This window comes from Methanolobus sediminis, from assembly GCF_031312595.1.
In the GTDB taxonomy this organism is placed as follows: domain Archaea; phylum Halobacteriota; class Methanosarcinia; order Methanosarcinales; family Methanosarcinaceae; genus Methanolobus; species Methanolobus sediminis.
Map to the genome: position 1 here is coordinate 1546085 of NZ_CP133592.1, position 17211 is coordinate 1563295.

The 17211-nt window shown below is 41.8% G+C and carries 16 protein-coding genes and 2 tRNA genes; 13 read left to right on the plus strand and 5 right to left on the minus strand.

Annotated features, from left to right (window positions below):
- The first annotated feature begins 55 nt into the window (after nucleotides 1-55).
- The 3 genes from RE474_RS07410 (at nucleotide 56) to RE474_RS07420 (ending at nucleotide 1742) form a co-directional block, all read left to right on the plus strand.
- Nucleotides 56-1249 (plus strand): methionine adenosyltransferase, encoded by a 1194-nt coding sequence (locus RE474_RS07410; protein ID WP_309309750.1) that lies wholly within the window; start codon nucleotides 56-58, stop codon nucleotides 1247-1249.
- Nucleotides 1250-1476: 227 nt separating this feature from the next.
- Nucleotides 1477-1584, plus strand: a tRNA-Tyr gene (locus RE474_RS07415).
- 85 nt (nucleotides 1585-1669) lie between these two features.
- Nucleotides 1670-1742: transfer RNA gene (locus RE474_RS07420), tRNA-Asp, on the plus strand.
- 993 nt (nucleotides 1743-2735) lie between these two features.
- On the opposite strand, the gene RE474_RS07425 is transcribed toward RE474_RS07420, so the two are convergent.
- Entirely contained in the window at nucleotides 2736-3125 is a 390-nt protein-coding gene (locus tag RE474_RS07425) for a DUF5658 family protein (RefSeq protein WP_309309751.1), read from the minus strand.
- A 211-nt stretch (nucleotides 3126-3336) separates the two neighbouring features.
- Here RE474_RS07425 and RE474_RS07430 point away from each other — a divergent pair, with 211 nt between their 5' ends.
- The 5 genes from RE474_RS07430 (at nucleotide 3337) to RE474_RS07450 (ending at nucleotide 7697) form a co-directional block, all read left to right on the plus strand.
- The gene (locus RE474_RS07430) at nucleotides 3337-4512 is read left to right on the plus strand and encodes a M24 family metallopeptidase (RefSeq protein WP_309309752.1); all 1176 of its coding nucleotides are present in this window, start codon (nucleotides 3337-3339) and stop codon (nucleotides 4510-4512) included.
- Nucleotides 4513-4543: 31 nt separating this feature from the next.
- On the plus strand, nucleotides 4544-5440 hold the full coding sequence (map, locus tag RE474_RS07435) for a type II methionyl aminopeptidase (protein ID WP_309309753.1): 897 nt from the start codon (nucleotides 4544-4546) through the stop codon (nucleotides 5438-5440).
- Nucleotides 5441-5505: 65 nt separating this feature from the next.
- Complete coding sequence (locus RE474_RS07440) at nucleotides 5506-6264, plus strand: hypothetical protein (protein WP_309309754.1); 759 nt, start codon at nucleotides 5506-5508, stop codon at nucleotides 6262-6264.
- Between the two features lie 19 nt (nucleotides 6265-6283).
- Nucleotides 6284-6571 (plus strand): YunC family protein, encoded by a 288-nt coding sequence (locus tag RE474_RS07445; RefSeq protein ID WP_309309755.1) that lies wholly within the window; start codon nucleotides 6284-6286, stop codon nucleotides 6569-6571.
- A 94-nt stretch (nucleotides 6572-6665) separates the two neighbouring features.
- Nucleotides 6666-7697, plus strand: coding sequence for a methyltransferase domain-containing protein (locus tag RE474_RS07450; protein WP_309309756.1), 1032 nt, complete (start codon nucleotides 6666-6668; stop codon nucleotides 7695-7697).
- Between the two features lie 19 nt (nucleotides 7698-7716).
- On the opposite strand, the gene RE474_RS07455 is transcribed toward RE474_RS07450, so the two are convergent.
- The 3 genes from RE474_RS07455 to RE474_RS07465 are packed head-to-tail and all read right to left on the minus strand — an operon-like array spanning nucleotide 7717 to nucleotide 10054.
- The gene (locus tag RE474_RS07455; RefSeq protein WP_309309757.1) at nucleotides 7717-8277 is read right to left on the minus strand and encodes a M48 family metallopeptidase; all 561 of its coding nucleotides are present in this window, start codon (nucleotides 8275-8277) and stop codon (nucleotides 7717-7719) included.
- A gap of 24 nt (nucleotides 8278-8301) precedes the next feature.
- A complete protein-coding gene (gene truA, locus RE474_RS07460; protein WP_309309758.1) occupies nucleotides 8302-9111 on the minus strand; it encodes a tRNA pseudouridine(38-40) synthase TruA in 810 nt (269 codons plus the stop codon).
- A gap of 16 nt (nucleotides 9112-9127) precedes the next feature.
- Nucleotides 9128-10054, minus strand: a complete 927-nt coding sequence (locus tag RE474_RS07465; protein ID WP_309309759.1) for an ArsR/SmtB family transcription factor — start codon at nucleotides 10052-10054, stop codon at nucleotides 9128-9130.
- Nucleotides 10055-10194: 140 nt separating this feature from the next.
- On the opposite strand from RE474_RS07465, the gene RE474_RS07470 reads away from it, so the two are divergent.
- The 5 genes from RE474_RS07470 (at nucleotide 10195) to ablB (ending at nucleotide 16648) form a co-directional block, all read left to right on the plus strand.
- The gene (locus RE474_RS07470; protein ID WP_309309760.1) at nucleotides 10195-11262 is read left to right on the plus strand and encodes a formate--phosphoribosylaminoimidazolecarboxamide ligase; all 1068 of its coding nucleotides are present in this window, start codon (nucleotides 10195-10197) and stop codon (nucleotides 11260-11262) included.
- A 42-nt stretch (nucleotides 11263-11304) separates the two neighbouring features.
- Nucleotides 11305-12717, plus strand: a complete 1413-nt coding sequence (locus tag RE474_RS07475; protein WP_309309761.1) for an NAD(P)/FAD-dependent oxidoreductase — start codon at nucleotides 11305-11307, stop codon at nucleotides 12715-12717.
- Between the two features lie 287 nt (nucleotides 12718-13004).
- Nucleotides 13005-14261: an ATP-binding protein gene (locus RE474_RS07480; protein ID WP_309309762.1), complete on the plus strand. Its 1257-nt coding sequence runs from the start codon at nucleotides 13005-13007 to the stop codon at nucleotides 14259-14261.
- 238 nt (nucleotides 14262-14499) lie between these two features.
- Nucleotides 14500-15813: a lysine 2,3-aminomutase gene (kamA, locus tag RE474_RS07485; protein WP_309309763.1), complete on the plus strand. Its 1314-nt coding sequence runs from the start codon at nucleotides 14500-14502 to the stop codon at nucleotides 15811-15813.
- Nucleotides 15767-16648, plus strand: coding sequence for a putative beta-lysine N-acetyltransferase (gene ablB, locus RE474_RS07490; protein WP_309309764.1), 882 nt, complete (start codon nucleotides 15767-15769; stop codon nucleotides 16646-16648). The genes kamA and ablB overlap by 47 nt, the downstream gene beginning before the upstream one ends.
- On the opposite strand, the gene RE474_RS07495 is transcribed toward ablB, so the two are convergent.
- Nucleotides 16639-17082: an Lrp/AsnC family transcriptional regulator gene (locus RE474_RS07495; protein WP_309309765.1), complete on the minus strand. Its 444-nt coding sequence runs from the start codon at nucleotides 17080-17082 to the stop codon at nucleotides 16639-16641. The genes ablB and RE474_RS07495 overlap by 10 nt on opposite strands.
- Nucleotides 17083-17211 lie beyond the last annotated feature (129 nt).

The window sequence follows — 17211 nt, forward strand, 5'->3', positions numbered from 1 at the left end:
TAATCAATTTGATTTATTTCTTTTATTTGTTTTAATTGATTTCTAGAGGATTAACATGCGAAACATCAAAGTTGAACACCTGATTGAAACACCGGTGGAAAAACAGCAGATCGAACTTGTAGAGAGGAAGGGAGTAGGTCACCCTGACAGTATCTCAGACGGTCTGGCAGAGGCAATGAGCCGTGCACTGTGTAAGGAATATATCGAAAAATGTGGTGTGGTCCTTCACCACAATACCGATGAGACTCAGATCGTGGCAGGAAGGTCAAACCCTCAGTTTGGAGGCGGAGAGGTCATCCAGCCAATTTATACTCTGCTTGTAGGAAGGGCAACCAAAGAATTCAACGGTGTAGAGATTCCAGCAGAGGCTGTTGCCCTGAGGGCAGCCAAGGAGTATCTCAGAAATACTATTGTTGACATTGACCTTGAAGGAGACATAATTCTTGACTGTAAGCTTGGTACAGGTTCATCTGACCTGAGAGATGTTTTCCAGAGAGACAGGGTTCCTGTTGCAAACGATACTTCCTTTGGTGTAGGGCATGCTCCCTTCTCAGAACTTGAGCAGATCGTTTACGATTCAGAGAGAATGCTGATAACAGATCTTAAGAAGAAGATTCCTGGAATTGGTACAGATATCAAGGTCATGGGTCTGAGGGACAACAATGATATTCAGCTTACTATCTGCTGTGGAATGGTAGGCAAGTACGTCGATGATATGGACCACTACCTGAACATCAAGGAAGAGATGGTGGATTACGTTACTGACCTTGCTCTTAAGCGCACAGACCGCACAGTAAAGGCATTTGTCAATGCAGCAGATAATGTAAAGTGTAATTCAGTGTTCCTTACAGTTACCGGTACTTCTGCAGAAATGGGTGATGACGGTTCAGTAGGACGTGGAAACCGCTGTAACGGACTTATCACTCCTAACAGGCCAATGAGTATGGAAGCAACCAGTGGTAAGAACCCAATTAACCACATTGGTAAGATATACAACCTGCTGTCAACCCAGATGGCAAAGGATATCGTAAAGGCAGTTCCTGATGTTGATGATGTTTACATTAAGCTGCTTTCCCAGATTGGCCAGCCAATAGACCAGCCATTTGTAGCAAGCGCACAGATCATCCCTGCCGACGGTGCAAACTTCAACTCTATTAAGTCAGAAGTTGAGGTCATTATGGATGAGTGGCTCGCTGATGTCACCAAGATCACAAAGATGGTCATCAACGGAGAACTTGACACTTTCTAATCCTGAAGAGCCCCTGTCCTGCGGTGACGGGGCAACTTCATTTTTGTTCTTTTAGGTTTTTTCTATTTGATTCTGTTTTTCAAATTTTTACTATGGCTGGCTTAGATGTTTCTCTTTATATACTCTTTAGGTGCAAACGTGTTTTACGGCGAAAGAGCTAAGTATGATTATGCGTATTGGAGTGTTGCATCGCACGGCACTGTCGTGCGGAAGCATGATTTGTAAGACCCGCTTTAACTCAGTTGGTAGAGTGCGCGGCTGTAGTTTGATTCATGTGCATGGTCACATTACGCGCAGGCACCGCGATGTCCCCGGTTCGAGTCTGGGAGGCGGGACTTTCAAAATCATGAATAAAGCACAAAAAGCTTTATATACAAGAGCAGCCTTTTAGGGGTGCTCACAAGCGAAATCAACGTGAATGTCCGAATAGTGTAGAGGCCTATCATGGAGCCCTGTCGAGGCTCCGACCCGGGTTCGAATCCCGGTTCGGGCGTTAAATTCTAAATCCCGGAATTTCCGGGTAAATTCTCTCTTTTTGTTTTGGTTTATTACTAAATTCTATCTTTATTAAATCAACTTTATTTAACATTTTTAATAATTTTTGAATTTTAACTACGTATAAATAGCATGTATATGTTACCTAAATTGTGGTACATATGAACGATTTTAACAATTTGATTGCTGCTAAAGCGCTGATACTTGCGATCCTGTACATTGCTCTCCTTTTTGGAATAGTGATCTTTGCAGGCGTAACGAATATTTGATTTTATTCTCTTTTGAAATACTCTTTTTGCATATTATTTTGAATACGGATGGACATTTTGTTTCTACTATAGCTGGTGTCCGGGATTGTTAGTAATAATTATGATAATATATGTAAAACGCATACAAAATGTTACAAATCTATGTATTCGTAACATTGATATATCATCGATTCTATCTAGGGGTCAGACAGGTCGGATGGTCGCCTTCGATTATTCTAGTGTTCTCCAAATGCTACTTCAAAAACGACTTCCTGTAATTATAAGTGTTCATGGCGCCTCTGCCCTGTCAAGTTTTCTTTTGATTACCATGCATTCTTTACATGTTCATTAAAGGCATGATTTTTGCACAGTTAGAAATGTATTTATAATACAACCGTCTTTTTGTAGACTGTTATGTTTGATAAAACCGGCAAATCCACGGTAGTAAGGTTAATTTTACTTGTATCTCTTTATGCCCTTTTGATGTTGTCTATGGGTGTTTTCTCGGCCTTGATACAATAGTTTCGACACAGTTCCAACTACTATTTGTTTTGATGTTGTATCTTTTAATGGTACTATCCGGGGTCTGCTAGCTGGGATTATGTCAACATAACAGCATGACAAAAGAGTTCAATTACAGAATAGTAATAAAAATGGTGGATTTTCCGTTTAGTATCGTTCTTAGAACGTTTTTCCGTTTTTCCGTTTTGCGTCGTTTTTAGAACGTTTTTCCGTTTTAATCATCATAATGCTACAGTGTGGAGTATCTGTACAAGGCTGCATTCCATGAATATGACCATCAGGTTGTTCACCACCAGGAACAGACCTACGAATGCAATAGCCGTCCTTGACAATCTCCACAAAAGATCTGTCCACTTTGAATCTACATCCTTCAGGATTGTATAATTCCAGTACACGATTCCAATGAACAGGATTTTAAGTATAAGGAGAGAGCCCACACCATAGTTCTGCATAACTGCCGCCAGGAAACCATTCTCTTCGAATCCATAGTTAAGCGCATGAGCTGTTGTCAGGAAATCACCGAGTACGTAAAACAGTATTATATACTTGATATCCCTGAGGAAATCAGAGACATTTGAAAACTGTGAAACGTACTGATTTGGGTTGTGCATAATAGTTGCTTTTCATGGAGCTGTATATAACCGGAATGTGAATATATCCACATTCTATGTTCATAGAACTCCTAATTATGTATGACTAAATGCCAAATTATGCACTAGAAATATGGTCAAAAAAGAACAAATCCTGTAAGGATATGTGTTATCAGCTTCCAGTCAGACATTTGATAACAATTTTGTACTAGTAGCTACTAGATACTATATCATGACCTCATCAACAGTTCCCATTAATATTTCCAAAACGCTGGAAAGCCACAAGTCAGATGCATATCTGATGGTAGGGAATTCGAACAATGCCGATATTTATTACGCAACCCGTTTTTCCGCTTCTGACGAGTTCACATACATTCAGATAAAGGACGGTAGCGAAATACTCTTTATTTCCGACATGGAAAAAGGAAGGGCTGAGATCGAATCCAGGGTGTCTGACATTCGTACCTTACAGGGCTGTGATTACAGGTCAAAAGTGAAGGAAAGACAGGATCCTGCCCTTGCCTATTGCGACTGCATCGCTAAGATCCTTCAAAAGGAAGGTGCAAGACATATTGCTGTGCCCAGGGATTTCCCATATCATATTGCACAGACTCTTAAGGAAGAAGGATTTAGCATACAGGCAGTCAAAAGCCCATTTGCCCAGCTGCGCGCAAAAAAAGATGAATCTGAGATAAAGATTGTCAGAAAAGTACAGGATGCCTGCAACACCGCAATGAAAGCAGCAGCGGAAATGATCCGCAAATCCGAAAATGTGGAAGGCATACTCAATTACCGTGGTTTTGCCCTGACATCAGAAATGATCCGCAAAGAAATCGATATAACTCTTCTTGAACATGGGTGTGAGGCAGACAGCACCATCGTTGCAGGTGGCACGGGTTCAGCCAATCCTCACTGGGAAGGTGAGGGTCCGCTAAAGGCAGATGAACCTGTGGTCATAGATATCTTCCCACGCAGTAAGAGGGAAAAATACTATGCAGACATGACCCGCACAGTTCTTCATGGAACTCCTTCTGATAAGTTAAAGGACATGTATGATGCAGTTCTTGAAGCTCAGAAAGCTGGGATTGAGATGGTAAAACCAGGTGTCAAATGCAGCGACATACACAACAAGGTATGTGATGTTTTTAAGGAAAGAGGCTATGACACAATAAGAGAAGGTTCAACTGTTGGTTTTATTCATTCAACAGGGCACGGCGTAGGTCTTGAGATCCATGAGCTTCCATATGTTGGCAACAGTGACGTGGAACTGGAAGAAGGCAATATCATCACCATTGAGCCGGGATTATACTATCCGGATGTAGGCGGCATTCGTCTTGAAGACCTGATCCTTGTGACAGCAGACGGGCATGAGAACCTGACCGAGATGGAAAAGAAATTTGTATATTAGTGCCAACTAAATTGCTATAAGGAGATTTTACATGGCTGACAAAGTTAAGGAGATCGAAGAGATAGTTGAAAAATATCTCAAAGCAGGAAAGATACTCTCACAGGTAAGAAGTGAGGCAAAGGACAGGATCAAGGTAGGTGTCAGTTTGCTGGAGATCGCTGAGTTTGTGGAGAACCGCGCAGTAGAACTCGGTGCGGATGGATCAGCTTTTCCATGTAACATTTCCCGTAACGATGAGGCAGCACACGCCACACCATTTGCAGGTGAGGAAACTGTCTTTGGTGAAGATGTCATAAAACTTGACCTCGGTGTCCATGTTGACGGTTACATTGCAGACTCTGCAATCACAATTGACCTTTCTGGAAAGTATACCGAACTTGTAAACGCTTCTAAAGACGCACTTGATGCTGCAATAGATACTGTTAAAAATGGTGTGAGCACAGCAGATATCGCTGCAGCTATTGAGGATGCAATTCTTGCACATGACCTGAAACCTGTAGGTAACCTTACAGGGCACGGGCTTGCGCAGTATCTCCCACATGCTCCTCCTAGTGTACCCAACAAAAGAGTTACCAGTGGAGTTGTGCTTCGTACAGGTGACATAATTGCCATAGAGCCTTTCGCAACAGATGGTGCAGGGAAGGTAGTGGACGGATCACTAACTGAGATCTTCCAGGTAGTGAATAAAAAACCAGTACGTTTACCAGCCGCAAGAGCTCTTCTTAAGGAACTCGCTCCATACAGGACCCTTCCATTTGCAAAAAGATGGTTGAAGACCCCGCAACTTGACTTTGCTCTCATACAGCTTGAAAGATCAGGAATCGTTCATTCATATCCTGTACTTAAAGAAGTTGCAGGTGGAATGGTTTCACAGGCAGAGCATACAGTTATAGTAACAGAAGACGGATGTCAGGTTACAACTAAATAACGTATCAGGAAGAGATCTGATTGAGAATCGGGAGTTTCTTATCTTTAATCTTTCTTTTTTTTTCATTGTTAGTCATCCCTGCAAGTGCAACCTACGAATGGGATAACAGCATAAATATACAGAAAGACAGTATGACCTGGGGGTACACGGAGAAATACTCAGGTGACAGGTCTATTATTTTCAAAAAATACGTTGACATGGAATTCGGGGACGATGACGGTTTTGTAAGTGCATGGGAACTGCTGAAAGCTGATGTGGCCATGAGCAAATCCTTTAAGCAGGCCATTGAGAAAAATATGGACGTGAAAATTGACAATTCTTCAAAGAATGTCATTTTACTTGACGTTGAAACAGACATATCACCAGAACTTCTTGGCCTTACAGGCGAGGAGCGTGATATTGTCAACAAATATGAGGTCTATTATGATTTCAGGGTTCCACTCGATGAGTCTGGTTCTGTGCTCTGGTTCCAGGGTGAGCCGGAAACCGATGTTACAATAAGCTTGCCAGAAAAGATGAAGCTTTTATCAGTTGATGGTGTTGATAACGAATCTGTAAATGAATCATCAAAAGAAACTATTATTCAAGGAAAGTTTGGCTTCACAGGTGAAGTGGCTATTGAGTATTCCATTGTAGAGGAAAAACCTGCAGTCGAAAAAGGAAATGATGCTGAAAATGTAATCGCCGATACAACAAATGCTTCTTCCGAAGAATCAAAGAAGACACGTATTGAGGATTTCTTTGAGAGGTTGTTTTCCACTGATTCAGATGAAATACTTAAAAAATTGAAATTGGATGGCACCAATTATCCTGATACATACTAAAAAAGACCATGGTGAAATTATGCTGATAGAAAATATCGAACTTGAGAACGGGACGGCAATGGGTTTGAATTTTGCGATGCAGAATGCTTCATTACTCGTAATTCGTGCTGACAGGGGTTTTGTGATGTGCGGTTATCTTGACATGGAAACTGCATCTGCTCTTGGGGACGTAGCTGTAAAGGTCAAGGGTGTGAACAGCTTTGAAGATGTGCTTGCAGCACCTGTTGTCGAGGCAACCCCGAAAGCCATCAACCTTGGAATTAAAGTAGGTATGACCGGAAAAGAAGCATTAGAACTGATGTTCTGATATTTCCTTTTGTACTAACTTCCAATTAGTTTTTGTTTTTTAAATCTTCACTGAAACGCTTTAAATACTACTTCTATTCTCTATTGCAGTTATTATGCTGTATGCTTTTGAGTTATCCGGTGAACACGCTGTCCTGCCAGTAAAAGAGGTCTATGCCTGTCTTTCAATGGAAGGACTGACATACAGGGAACATGCATTCTACGACCAGTGCCTGATAGTTGATATTGAAGGCGAGGATGTGGACGCAAAGCTTCGTTTTATTGCAGGCAGATTGGCGATGTCCCATTACATTCTGAAAGTAGTAGGGATATTTGAAGTTGAAGCCGAGCAGATAATAGAAATGTGTGACAATTCCGATCTTTCAGGACACCTTTTAGAAGGCCAGACCTATGTTGTTCGTGCAAAGAGGGCCAAGCACCATGGTGATGTCAAAAGGGAGTTCATAGAAGGAAGACTTGGTGGCAGCATATATCGTAAAGGTTTCAGGGCCAACATGAAAGAACCTGATGTGACTTTCCGTCTAATAATGACCAACAAGGCAGTTCTGGGTTCGGTAGTGGCAATTGTTGACAGGGGCGACTATGAACACCGTGCGCCACATAAAAAACCATTTTTCTACCCGGGTGTGCTCATGCCAAGAGTTGCAAGGGCATTGGTGAACATATCCCAAATACGTTCAGGTGAAGTACTTTTGGACCCTTTTAGCGGAACTGCAGGTGTCCTGGTTGAAGCAGGTCTCATCGGTGCACATGTTATTGGTATTGAAGTTCGCCGCAAGATATCCCACGGTGCAAAGATGAACTTAGATGAATATGATGCTGATTATTCATTACTGGTAGGTGATGCATGTCGTGTTTCACTTAAAGATTCATCAGTAGATGCAATCGTAACTGACCCTCCTTATGGCAGGTCTGCAGCTATCAGGGCTGAATCTCTTCATCACCTGTATACTGATTCATTTGCAGAAATGTATCGTATACTTAAAACCGGAAAACTTGCAGTTGTAGTTTCCGAGATGAAAGTCGTCGAGTTTGCAGAAAAAGCTGGCTTTACAGTTGTAGATGTGTTCACACAAAAAGTACACAAGAGTCTTACAAGGACTTTTACTGTCATCCGCAAGGACTAACAAAGCCCTACTGACAATTTTAACATTTTTGCTGTATCAGAGTCCAGTAGGCTGCAAGCCTTGTCTCTGATTCCTTATAATCTGGATAACGCTTTTTCACATGATCCCAGAATTTAGGACTATGGTTCAGTTCGATGAGATGAACCATCTCATGATGGACAATATACTCTACCATCTCATCCGGCAGGTATTGCAAAAAAGTGTTGAAATTGAGGTTGCCTTTTGAGCTGCAGCTTCCCCATTTAGTTCTCATCTTCCTGAACCTTACATTTTCAGGTTTGACTTCAAGTTCTTTTCCGATAATTATCACACATTTATTGACGAGGCTTTTCAGTTCATCCACTGACCTGCCGCTTACAAGTTCAATGTTCTGTGATACTTCCTGGATTTTCTGCACTTTGGAATAGTGGTTATATATCCATCTCCGGTGCTTACGGATTATTATTTCATGTTCCATGAACGATTTTGGAACAATGAGATATAGTTCTCCTCCGCGAAACTCCAGCCTTGGATTCTTCACATCCCTGCGGATGAGCTCATACTCTATAACTATGTTCAGGATGCTTGCAGTACAACGCATTTTCTTAAAAAAGGTAAAAAGGGGTTATTCGTTTGGAACTAGATGGTCCATTACTTCAGCCATGACCCTGTGTCGCACCAGATAATCGTGTACATTATCTGTGGCTCTCCTGATGGCATAAGCATCCTCGCACCAGTCAATAGGTTCCAGGTATTCCACTTCCATGAGTGTCAGGCCGTATGCAGGTGATGACTCCAATCCTTCTTCATATGATTCCGGATCTAGCATCTGCATTAGCCATTCTTCATCCCTCACTCCACTTCCAACCATTGTAAGGGCGGTGACTATTTTCCTGACCATGTTCCAGAGGAAACTGTTTGCCTGGATATCTATTTTGGTTAAGGTTCCACTGACACGGACATCTATCTTTTCCACATTGCGGACGGTGCTTTTGTCTCCTTCCTTTGTGCAGAAATTGGCGAAATCATGTTCTCCAACAAGCAGTTTTGAAGCAGCCCTGATCTTTGCTATATCATATTGCTCACCGCTCATTATGTATCTGTATTTGCGGCTGATGGCCCATCTTCTGGGGTCAAAATCGTCAGGAACTTCAGCATGTGCCCATGCCCATATGGAATTTGGTAATTTGGAATTAATGACCCTTGGAATTGCAAGATTGGGTTTGTCGGTATCAAAAGCAACAACCTGTTCTCTTGCATGTACTCCTGCATCCGTTCTTCCAGAACTTGAAAAACGTGCGCTTTTAGGATCTTCGATAATCTCAAGCTGTGTGAGTGCATTGAACAGCTCGCCTTCTATCGTAGCTACATCCGGCTGGACCTGTGATCCATGATAGCCAGTGCCTACATATGCTATTTTCAGAGCAACTCTCATACAATTCACTCTGGCTTCATATGTTCTTTTTTCTATAATACATTTCTCTTACAAATAGAATGGTAATCACAAAAATACATCCAAAGAAGAACCATACACTCACATGGGACAGCAAACCGTGCATAAATGTATCACTAACAGCTCCTCCTGCAGCAGTAACGTTGTCTGTTACTGTATTTGACATTGGTGCAACCTGTGTCTGGTTTACTGCCAGTGCACTTTCTCTCATCATGTCAGCACCTGCATCGGTTCCGTTAGGTGCCGCAGAGGCAAACATTTCAGGTTGCACTCCGTCTGATGGTATTGAGGTCATATCTGCAGATTCAGTTGGAATATCAGCAGATTCTGTAAGAGTATCAACAGGCATCTCTTCGGTGGTGGTCTGCGCATAGAGCACAGTGTCAGATGCATTTGTGTCCGGGATATCTTCGTATCCTGCAAAATCATCTGCTTCAAACTCCGGCATTGCCTTGGTCATTACTTCAGAGTCCTGTGCCATCTGTGGTGCAGAGGAAAACATGGAGTATCTGCTGAGGGCTTCAAGTCCCGTGGCGGCAAAAACAGCTCCTGCAATGAGTCCTAGATACTTTTTGAGCATACTGATGATGGATGACCTGTCATTTTTCATGCTTCCCGGGGCAACAACTATCAGTTTATGGACAGGTTCGTATATCTTTACCTCCCTGCCCTTGCGGCTCCATTTTGTTTCCTTGACCTTTATGAGGTCAGCCTCGACGAGTCCGTCAAGATTATATTTCACAGTCGTCAGCGGCAGGTCAAGTTTTTCAGCAACATCACTGGCTGACATTGGTCTATCCGCAAGTATCTCCAGCATTTTCATTGCTTTTTCATTTGACAGCAATTGTGTGATCTTTTTAGAATCCTCACTTAGAGGAAGAATAAGCACTTTTTCGGAGCTTGTACTTTCTTCGTTCTCTCCCATAAATTCCAGTATATGAATGTTGACTTATATTATTTCCTTTAAGTTCAATTCCGTTTGAAGTTATACCTTTTTAAAGTGTAACTCGTAAAGTTAAAGAATAGCAAGAACAATATGGGGTAAATTCTAGGGGCTATTACACTATGATTACAAAAGAAGAAATAATGGGAATTGTTGAGAATTATGACCTGGACAATCTGAGCATTGCCACTGTTTGTTCTCATTCCAGTCTTCAGATCTTCTATGGTGCAAGACAGGAAGGTTTCAGGACCATAGGCATCTGTGTAAAGGAGCCACCAAGATTTTACGATGCTTTTCCTCTTGCAAAACCGGATGAGTTCATTGTAGTTGACAGCTACAAGGAGATTCCGAATATCGTTGATGAGCTTCGCGCGAAAAATGCTATTATAATCCCACATGGTTCATTTGTAGAGTATATGGGTGGCAAGGCTTTTGCCGAACTCGGAGTCCCTACTTTTGGAAACAGGGCAGTTCTTGAATGGGAATCAGACAGGGAAATGGAACGTGAATGGCTTGAAGGCGCTGGTATTGAAATGCCAAGGCTTGTCAAACCACAGGAAATCGATGGCCCTGTAATGGTCAAGTATCATGGTGCAAAAGGCGGACGTGGTTTCTTTATCGCCAAGAACTATGAAGAATTCCAGGAACATATCGATCCGAATGAAAAGTTCACAATTCAGGAATTCATTGTAGGAACCAGATATTATCTTCATTTCTTCTATTCACCACTCAGGGAAGAAGGCTACAAGCTCAGTACAGGTATCCTTGAAATGCTTAGTATGGACCGCAGGGTCGAGTCCAATGCAGATGAGATTTTCAGGCTTGGTTCTCCAAAAGAGCTTGAAGAGGCTGAAATTCTTCCTACTTATGTTGTTACTGGAAATGTTCCGCTTGTTGCCAGGGAATCACTTCTTCCTAAAATATTCAATCTGGGAGAAAGGGTTGTTGAGCAGTCACTTGAACTGTTCGGTGGTATGATCGGTCCTTTCTGTCTGGAAACCGTTGTCACGGACAAACTTGAGATCAAGGTCTTTGAGATATCCGCACGTATAGTTGCCGGTACAAACATCTACCTGTCAGGTTCCCCTTACTCCGATCTTATTGAACCTGACCTGTCAACAGGTAAGAGAATTGCCCAGGAAATAAAAGTTGCAACTTCCATGGGGCAACTTGACAAAATTTTATCATAATACTTTTATCTTTTCAACGACAATCATTCTGTGGTTCTTTTGTTGGGGCCATGGGGTGATACTATTTCTGACGCAAGCTATGATTATGACGTAATTATCGTAGGCGCAGGTCCTGCCGGATTGTTTGCAGCCTATGAGCTCGCCGGAAAAGGGCTGGAGGTTCTTGTAGTAGATGCCGGCAAGGATATCAATGAAAGGCATTGCAGCGTGTCATCAATTTCATCATGTGGTCATTGCACTCCATGCTCAATTCTATGCGGTGTGGGAGGTGCAGGAGCTTACTCGGACGGGACTCTTAATCTCAGGCCGGATGTAGGTGGAAATCTTGCAGAACAGACAGGTGATGCAGGGTCTGCATGGGATCTTGTGGATTATGTAGATAATATCTACCTTAAATATGGAGCACCTGCCAAAGCATATTCGGCAACAGGGGAAGATGCTGAAATGCTGAAGCGCAGAGCAGCCTCAGTTGGTGCCAGGTTCATAGATATCAAGCAACGTCATATTGGCTCTGATAATTCCGTTGTGCTTATTGAACACATGAAGAATGATCTGATGTCAAAAGGTATTTCCTTTCTGCTGGAATCCAGAGTAAAAGACATAATTGTTGATAATGGCAGATGTAAAGGAGTGGTTCTGGAACAAAGGCGGATAAGTTCAAAATACACATTGCTTGCACCTGGAAGAGTTGGATACGAGTGGGTGAACGATCTTGTGGAACACCATTCAATTAAATTCTCTTATAGTGGGGTTGATATTGGTGTCCGTGTTGAAGTTCCCTCAATAATCATGGATCCTGTAACAAAGATAAATCATGATCCGAAATTCCATATCTATACCAAAGGTCACGATGATTTTGTCAGGACATTCTGCACCAATGAACATGGATTTGTGGTGAAGGAAGAGTACGAGGGCTTCGTTGCCACTAACGGTCATTCAATGCATAGTAAAGAATCAGAGAATACCAATTTCGCTTTTCTGGTTCATGTGGAACTGACAAGGCCAATGGAAAACACCATTAAATATGCAAGGTCAGTGGCTAAGCTTGCAACAACAATAGGTGGTGGGAAGCCTGTCCTTCAAAGACTTGGTGACCTTAAAAGGGGCAGGAGGTCAACATCAGAAAGTATCAGCAGAAATGCTGTCAGGAATACTCTTACAGACATCACTCCCGGTGATATCTCCATGGCTTTGCCTCACAGGATAGTTATGGATATCATGGAAGGCCTTGAAGTTCTTAATGAGATAATTCCCGGTGTCAATTCAGATTGCACTCTTCTCTATGCTCCGGAAGTAAAATTCTATTCCCTGAAGGTCGATGTGGACAAGACCATGCAGACAAATATTGAAAATCTGTTCGTTGCAGGCGACGGTGCAGGCCTGTCACGTGATCTTATTAACTCTTCAGCCACAGGAATTCTGGCGGCGAGGGGTATACTCACTCACGCAGGATAAAATTTGTGAAAAGAAATGAGGAACCTCGCATAATGATGGTTTGGGTGAAGTTTGGGGTATGATACATTAAAAGGATCAATGCATCAGAGGGGAATGATGTGATGACGGAGATTCCTCGTCCACCTACATATTGGTGTCCCTATATATACTTTATTAATTAAAATACTGACACACTTTTAATTTACAATGTCTCTTGACATTCATTTCAATCTTTTGAAAAGCTGCATTTTACATTTTAAGACGAAATCAAAAATACTATATATTGTAACTATGTTTTTCCCTCCTGTATGTCAGACTCCTTAAGCGCAGGTGTTTCAAAGCAGCAGTACATCCTTGGTGGAAACGGTGAAGATATTCTTCTTTACATGGGAAGATATCTTGCACGTGATCGCTCTTCCGGTTCACATGTATCGCTGGATGTGAACAAACCACATGCATTGTTCATTGCAGGTAAAAGAGGCTATGGAAAATCCTACACAATGGCAGTTCTCATGGAAGGTCTGATGATGCTTCCGGATGATATAAGGAGTAACGTTTCATCAGTTGTTATTGATACTATGGGTATTTTCTGGACACTTGGGAAAGCTAACGATAGCCAGAAAGAGCAGATACTCAAATGGGGACTTGAACCTACAATATTTGATGTCGATGTTTTTGTACCTGCCGGAAGTCTTTCTTCCTATAAAGAAAGGCATATCGATGTAAAGCCAATTTCCTTACCAATATCAGAAATGGATGGCTATGAGTGGTGCAGGCTATTCGGAATAGACCCGGTATCTCCATCCGGAGTTCTGATAGTACGATTGATAGATGAGCTGAAAAACAAAGGGTCATTCTCATTTGAAGACATCATTGCTTCCGTAACGGCAGATGAACGTGCTGACACAGTTGCTAAAAGTGCTGTTGAAAATCATTTCAGGACAGCAGATTCATGGGGTATTTTTTCTGAAACTGGCGTAGGAATGGCAGAACTTGTTAAAGGTGGTTCCACATCAGTGATTGATGTCAGTACGATCAGAAGCAAGGCACTAAGGTCTGCACTTGTTAGTTCAATCGCCAGGAGTATCTATCATCTGAGGCTGGAAGCCCGGCGTTCATATGAAAGAAAAATGATGGGTGATAAATCCGTAGAAAAAGGAATTCCCATGGTCTGGATGTTCATCGATGAGGCCCAACAGTTCCTTCCTGCACAGGGTGAGACACTTGCATCGGATGTGTTACTGAACGAATGGCTGAAACAGGGAAGGCAACCCGGCCTTTCACTTGTACTTGCAACCCAGCGTCCGGCATCTCTCCATCCCGATGTACTTTCGCAATCGGATCTTGTTATATGTCACAGGCTCACATCCCAGGATGATATCAATGTCCTTGAATCTGTCAGACCTACATATATGAAAGACAATTTCGCAGATTCAATTATGAAAATGGGCTCTGAGAAAGGAATCGCATTTGTGGTGGATGATAATACCGAGGCTACACATATTATCCGTATGCGACCCCGTCTTAGCTGGCACGGAGGGGACGATCCATCCATAATCTCGTAATACTGTAATGTATGTTCTGCGGATTCTGCAAAAAGTAGATTTTTATTCATCTGATACTTCAAATAAATTATATAACTCCTAAAATGATTATTTGCTCTAATATCAGAATTGATAAGTATGCAGAAGATCAGCGCTGAATAATGTTTGTGAATTATTCATGTATTGCAAACAAAAAACCAGTTCAGTGTGTTCTGTTTTCAACTCTCTTCTGCAGATTCATATATTATTAAGTGATTTGATGCAATCTTACAAACGCAGGCAACAAAATATTGTAGATAGAATCGACTCTGAAGAACCTCTTGCAAAATGGAATGACTGGAAGTGGCAGCTAAGACATTCAGTAAATGACATTGATACATTTGAAACACTTCTTGATATCAAGTTTGAGGCTGAAGAGAGAGAAGCTTTATTAAAAACACTTGAAAAATTCCCATTATCCATAACTCCTTATTATCTCTCTTTAATAGAGGCGGAGGACTTCAGAAATGACCCAATTTTCATGCAATCTTTTCCTTCTCCGCAGGAACTAATTGTTTCATGTGATGAGATGGCAGACCCTCTGAGTGAAGACCATGACAGTCCGGTTCCCGGAATTACACACAGGTATCCTGACAGGGTGCTTTTCCATATCAGTAATGTATGTTCGATGTATTGCAGGCACTGTACAAGAAAGCGAAAAGTCGGTGATGTGGAGTCTATTCCTCAAAAAGATGAAGTTCTTCAGGGAATTGAGTACATAGCGAACAACCCTCAGGTAAGGGATGTCCTCCTGTCAGGAGGAGACCCACTTATGCTTTCTGATGAGTATCTGGACTGGATCCTTTCAGAACTACGTGCAATTCCACATGTAGAGGTAATAAGGATAGGCAGCAGAATGCCGGTTGTTCTACCTTACAGAATAACTGACAATCTTGTAAATGTCCTGAAAAAACACCATCCTGTATGGCTGAATACTCATTTCAACCATCCTCGTGAAGTTACGGCTTCTTCAAAACAGGCACTCAAAAAGCTTGCAGACGCAGGTATTCCACTGGGCAATCAGACTGTCCTGCTTGCAGGTGTGAACGACTGCTACAGAATTCTAAAGAAACTCTTCCACAAACTTGTGGAAAACCGTGTCCGTCCGTATTATCTTTATCAATGTGATCTCTCCGAAGGCCTGACACATTTCAGGACATCCGTGGGTAAAGGTATAGAGATCATGGAAAATCTCATTGGTCATACTAGTGGCTTTGCAATTCCATCCTATGTTATTGATGCTCCGGGTGGCGGAGGAAAAATACCTGTAATGCCAAACTACCTGATTTCCTGGTCAACTAACAAAGTCATTCTCAGGAATTATGAGGGGGTCATCACCTCCTACAAAGAACCGGATTCTTATGAAGCAATCTATTGCGACAGGAAATGCGATGATTGTGCTTTGCAGCTAAAGCTGGACGAAGCCCGGGAATTCAGATATGTGGGAATTGCAAAACTGTTATCTGATTTTGATGATGCATTGAGCCTTGTACCTGAAGATACAGAACGCATGGAGAGAAGGAACATTGCGTGATCAGGTTCTTAAGATCGATAACTCGGTCATCCAGCATGGTCCTTTCAATGACCGTGTATATCTGATGAAGCTTTCACCGATGGATCATAAGGATGTACCTGCCAGGGTGGAAGAAATTGCAGAAAATAACGGTTATTCAAAGATATTTTCCAAGATCCCGTCGTCTGCAAAAGGTCATTTTCAGGAAACAGGTCATGTTGAAGAAGCCTATGTACCTGGCATGTATAATGGTTATGAAGGTGCCAGTTTCATGGCAAAGTTCCTTTCAGATGAACGTGGGAATGAGCAAAGTCCTGATGAAGTTAAAGCAGTCATCAGTACTGCTCTCTCAAAGCTCAATGAGTCAAAAGAAGTGCAACTTTCAGGTGATGAAGAGTGTTTTGTTTGTACCGGTGAGGACGTCCGGGAAATGGCAAAAATATATGGTGAAATATTTTCAAGTTACCCATTTCCAATAAAAGACCCGGAATATCTTCTCAGAACAATGCAGGAGAACCTTATCTATTTTGGAATCAGGAAAGCCGGTAAAATTGTTGCTCTTTCATCCTGTGAAATGGATGTTGGGAACAGTAATGTTGAGATGACCGATTTTGCAACGTTGCCAGAATATCGGGGCAGAGGTTATTCGTACTATCTCTTGAAAAAGATGGAATCAAAGATGCGTGAGATGGGAATAATAACTGCTTATACGATTGCAAGGGCAAGATCCTATGGAATGAACATTACATTCTCCCGTAGTTCATATTCATATGCAGGAACCCTTGTGAATAACACAAACATTTCCGGTTCAATCGAAAGCATGAATGTCTGGTACAAAAAGCTTGGTCAGATGTGATATATGCTGTCTTTGATATTTTTTGTAATTATCTCGACGCTATAATTCTGTACAGGGATCTCGTAGAGAAGACGATTGTTTATGAAATTGGTCAGTTCTTCTTCATCGTTGAAAAGACCGAAAGCTTTGATGGAGTATTGTCCTGTTGTCTGGTATATTTTTATGAACTCTTCTATTTCCATTAGTTTTTTAATGCTTTCTTTTGTCTTCTTTGGTTCCATTTCCAGATTAAAGATGGCAAAGGTTCCCTTTCCAAACTTCTTAGGGTTTAGTAAAACAGTATAATTCTTTATGTACCCTTCATCTTCCAGTTTTTCGAGCCTGTATCTGACACCATTCTCGCTAAGGCCAACTTCCTTTGCTATCTCTGATATCGGTGTTCTGGCTCCCTGTTGCAGTATGGATAGAATATGTTCATCCTTTTTGCTGACCATTGCCTTTAACTTAGGTTTGCTATTATTAATGATTTCTTGTTAACTTGTTTCTGTTGTAAACGTTTACTCTCTATACTTTTTCAAAACCATTGCTTTTTCCAGTAGTATTATTTAGTATGATGATATCTA